Annotated in this window: 2 protein-coding genes and 1 pseudogene; 1 reads left to right on the forward strand and 2 read right to left on the reverse strand. The window is 71.6% G+C overall.

Going from position 1 to position 3251, the window contains the following annotated elements:
* A pseudogene (locus tag GKQ77_RS30520) lies at nt 1-1179 on the forward strand (AfsR/SARP family transcriptional regulator); the annotation flags it as partial.
* Between the two features lie 43 nt (nt 1180-1222).
* Here the strand turns inward: GKQ77_RS30520 and GKQ77_RS30525 are convergent.
* On the reverse strand, nt 1223-2053 hold the full coding sequence (locus tag GKQ77_RS30525; RefSeq protein WP_219692361.1) for an ABC transporter permease: 831 nt from the start codon (nt 2051-2053) through the stop codon (nt 1223-1225).
* Nucleotides 2050-3069: an ATP-binding cassette domain-containing protein gene (locus GKQ77_RS30530; RefSeq protein ID WP_219692362.1), complete on the reverse strand. Its 1020-nt coding sequence runs from the start codon at nt 3067-3069 to the stop codon at nt 2050-2052. Before GKQ77_RS30530 ends, GKQ77_RS30525 begins: the two co-directional genes overlap by 4 nt.
* Between the last annotated feature and the right edge of the window lie 182 nt (nt 3070-3251).

Here is a 3251-nt window from a genome sequence, read left to right on the forward strand (position 1 = left end):
GGCTGGCGTGGGGCCTCGCCCACTTCGACGTCACGGCCGAGGACCGGGTGCTCCCGCCGAGGGGTGCGGCTGCTCGATCTCGCCTGCATGGACATGGACATGGACGCGTGGCGGACGGAGGAGGCCGAGGAGCGGCTGCAAGGCATCCGGGACACCTACCGCCCCGGCCTGCCGCAGACCTGCCGCGTGCCGGGCAGCCTCTGGTTCTTCGCCGTGATGCTGGGCGGCGACGCCGAGCTGCTGCGCACCACCCTCGACGCGACCGTCGACACCTGCCGCCGCCTCGGCCACGCCTGGGAACTGGCCACCGCACTGCAACTGCGCGCCAACATCCTCACCAACCACACCGACTGGGCGGGCGAGGCACGCGAGGACGCCGACGAGGCGCTGCGGGGCTTCGAGTGGATCGGGGACGCCTGGGGCATGGCCGAGGCGCTTGCCGCGCGCGGGGAGTCACGCGAGCGGTGCGGGGAGTTCGCCCTCGCCGCCGAGGACTTCGAGGCGGCCATCACCCACGCCGAACAGCTCGGCGCCCAGAGCCAGGCGGCCGTGCTCAAGGCCCGCCTCGGGTCGGTCCTCACGGAATCGCCGGACACCCTGGAGCGGGGCGAGGCGATCCTCCGCGGCGTCCTGGCGAACAGCGGGCGCGCCCATACCGGCGAGGCCGTGCCCGCCGCCCGGCTCTTCCTCGTCGGCGTGCTCGGCCGCACCGGGCGTCTCGGCGAGGCGCGCGAGCACATCTCGCGGCTGCGCGAGGAGTTCAGCGTGGTGGGCTACCCGGTCTTCGACAGCTTCGTGCTCGGCCTCCAGGCCTGGCTCGACACCCTGGGCGGCCGGTACGCGCGGGGCGTCGCCGTGGCCCGCGCCGCCCTGGAGGAGGCCCGCGCCCCCTTGTCGCTGATGGTCGCGCCGCAGGCCGTCACCGTGCAGCTGCGGATCGCGGCCCGCGCGCTGGCCGAACTCGACGGCGGCAGCCGCGCGGCGGACGCCGCCCGGCTGCTCGCGGTGGCCGAACGGGAGCATCCCGCGGGTCACTTCCCGAACGCGATCGAGCGGGAGATCTACGAGAACGCCGCCCGGCTCGCCCGCGCCGCGCTCGGCACCGACGCGTACGAGGCCGCGTACGCCGAGGGCGGCGGCCTCACTCTCGACGAGGCCGCCGCCCTGTGCGCCGCGTGAACCGCGCACCCTATGCGCGGTGATCGGCTCTTGTGCGCGGTGATCAGCTCTTGGTGCGGAACTTGTGGATCGCGATCGGCGCCATCACGAGCGTGATCAGCGCCGACCAGCCGACCGTCACCCACACGTCGTGCGCGACGGGCCCGCCGACCATCAGGCCGCGCGCGGAGTCCGCGAGCGAGGAGAGCGGGTTGTAGTCGGTGAAGCCCCGCAGCCAGCCCGGCATGGTCTTGGTCGGCGCGAAGATCGACGAGCCGAACTGCAGCGGCATCAGGACCAGGAAGCCCATCGCCTGCACGGACTGGGCGCTCTTCATCGAGACGCCGAGCACCAGGAAGATCCACATGATGGACGTGCCGAAGAGGGCGGAGAGGCCCACCGCGGCGAACAGACCGCCCCAGTTGGTGATGTCGAAGCCCACGAGGACACCGACGATCATCATGATCGTCGTCGCGATGAGCAGCCGCATCAGCTCCACCACGATCTTGGCGAAGAGCACCGAACCCTGGCCGATCGGCAGGGTGCGGAAGCGGTCCATGATGCCGTTCTGGAAGTCCTGGTTGAAGCCGGTGCCGACGGCCATGGCGATGTTCATGCTCATCATCGCCATCATGCCCGGCACCACGTACTGCACGTACTTGTCCTGACCGCCGCCGAGCGCCTGCCCGATCGAGCCGCCGAAGACGTACACGAACAGGAGCGTGAAGACGATCGGCATCAGGACGGCGTCGAACATCGACTCGGGGTCCTGGCGGATCCAGAGCAGATTGCGGCGCACCAGCGCGCTGGTGTGACGCACGTGGCCGCGCAGGGTGATGCGGGCGTCGTCCGGCTTGCCCTTGGTGAGGGGCGGCGTGAGAGTGGTGGTGCTCATACGGCAACCTCCTCGAGTTCGGGGCGGGCGTCCTGCGGGGCGCTGGCCTTCTGGCCGGTGATGGAGAGGAACACCTCGTCCAGGCTGGGCAGTTCGGTGGCTATCGAGCCGATCGTGAGGCCGCGCGCGGTGACCGCGCCGACCACGGCCGTCAGCTGTTCGTCGCTGAGGATCGGCACCAGGACCGTGCCCGTGGCGACGTCCACCGTGGAGGTGGCGAGGCCGGTCAGGCCCAGGTCGTCGAGGGCGTTCGCCAGCGGGCGCAGCTCCAGCGGGTCGGCCGGGCGGACCCGCAGCGTGCGGCCGCCGACCTTCGCCTTCAGCTCGTCGATGCCGCCGCTCGCGATGACCTTGCCGCGGTCGATGACGGTCAGCTCGGAGGCCAGCTGCTCGGCCTCTTCCATGTACTGCGTGGTGAGCAGGACGGTGACGCCGTCGCCGACCATGCGCTTGACCTCGGCCCACACCTCGTTACGGGTGCGGGGGTCGAGGCCGGTCGTCGGCTCGTCCAGGTAGAGGACGGCAGGGCTGCCGATCATCGACGCCGCCAGGTCGAGGCGGCGGCGCATACCGCCGGAGTACGTGCTCGCGGGGCGCTTGGCGGCCTCGGTGAGGGAGAACCGCTCAAGCAGGCCGTCGGCCCGGGACCTGGCCTCCTTGCGGGACAGGTCGAGCAGGCGTCCGATCATGTACAGGTTCTCGCGGCCCGACAGCTTCTCGTCCACCGCGGCGTACTGGCCGGTGAGGCCGATCACGCGGCGCAGCTGGCGGGGCTGGCGGACCACGTCGTACCCGGCGACCAGGGCCGAGCCGGCGTCCGGGGTGACGAGGGTGGACAGACAGCGTACGAGGGTGGTCTTGCCGGCGCCGTTCGGTCCGAGCACGCCGAGGACGGTGCCTTCGCGTACGTCCAGGTCCACGCCGTCCAGTGCCTTGGTCTCGCCGTAGTGCTTGACCAGTCCCCTTACGGTGACCGCGCTCCCTGCGCCGCCGGGGTTCTTGTTGATTCGCGTCATGGGTACAAGGTGTCAGGCGGCACCGACAAAGCACCGACATCCCACCGACAGGCCGGGGGCTCTCTCCGGGCCTGCCCCCGGGCGGGGCGCGGGCCGGGTGCTGTCTCGCCCTCTCTCGCCGAACGCCCCACGCCTCCGGCGCCAAGCCCTGTCCCGCCGCTCCGCGCCGGATGTTTCCCGCC

Origin of the sequence: Streptomyces anatolicus, assembly GCF_019400875.1 — a bacterium.
GTDB lineage: Bacteria > Actinomycetota > Actinomycetes > Streptomycetales > Streptomycetaceae > Streptomyces > Streptomyces anatolicus.